2 protein-coding genes are annotated in these 701 nt (G+C 69.3%); both read right to left on the minus strand.

Going from position 1 to position 701, the window contains the following annotated elements; genetic code table 11:
• On the minus strand, nucleotides 1–271 hold a 271-nt coding region (locus tag AC1DWF_RS34680; RefSeq protein ID WP_476843010.1), incomplete at its 3' end, for a hypothetical protein.
• The gene (gcvH, locus tag AC1DWF_RS34685) at nucleotides 268–642 is read right to left on the minus strand and encodes a glycine cleavage system protein GcvH (protein WP_476843011.1); all 375 of its coding nucleotides are present in this window, start codon (nucleotides 640–642) and stop codon (nucleotides 268–270) included. The genes gcvH and AC1DWF_RS34680, both read right to left, overlap by 4 nt.
• Nucleotides 643–701 lie beyond the last annotated feature (59 nt).

A 701-nucleotide genomic window follows, 5' to 3' on the forward strand; every position in this document is an offset into this window, starting at 1 on the left:
AGCCCATGCCGAGCAGGCTGCGCTTGCGGATGTTCTGCTCCGACAGCGCGCGCAGCTCCGCCAGCGCTCCGGCCTCGTTTACCGGGCTCGGCAGGCCGTCGAGCGTCATGCCGCGGATATCGGCGGGGATGGTGCGCGCCACCATCTGCTCCAGGTCGGCGCAGCCGATGGTCTGGAGCATGGAGGCCACCTCGGCCTCGGTCGGGCCGATGTGGCGGCGGATGAATTCGCCCTGGTCCTCGAGGGCGGCGAGCTCGGCCAGCGCGCTCACCCGAGCGTGTCCACGAAGGCGGCATAGGCGTCGGCGTCCAGCAGGTCCTCCGGCAGCGCGCCGTCCAGCTCGATCTTGAAGAACCAGCCCTCGCCGGTCGGCTCGACATTGATCTTGGCGGGGTCGTCCACCAGCGCGGAATTCACCTCGACGATCCTGCCGGCGATCGGCGCATAGACGTCGGAGGCGGCCTTCACGCTCTCCACCACGGCGATGGCCTCGCCGGCGGTGACGGTGCGGCCGACTTCGGGCAGGTCGACGAAGACCACGTCGCCCAGGGCGTTCTGGGCGTGGTCGGTGATGCCGATGGTGGCGACATCGCCCTCCAGCCGCACCCATTCATGGTCCTTGGAGAACAGCATTTCGGTCATGGGGGGCTCCTCAGCGGGCGTAGCGATGGGGTTGGAAGGGCATGGGCGCGACCTTGGCC

The sequence above is a fragment of the Aminobacter sp. P4_D5 genome (assembly GCF_056401815.1).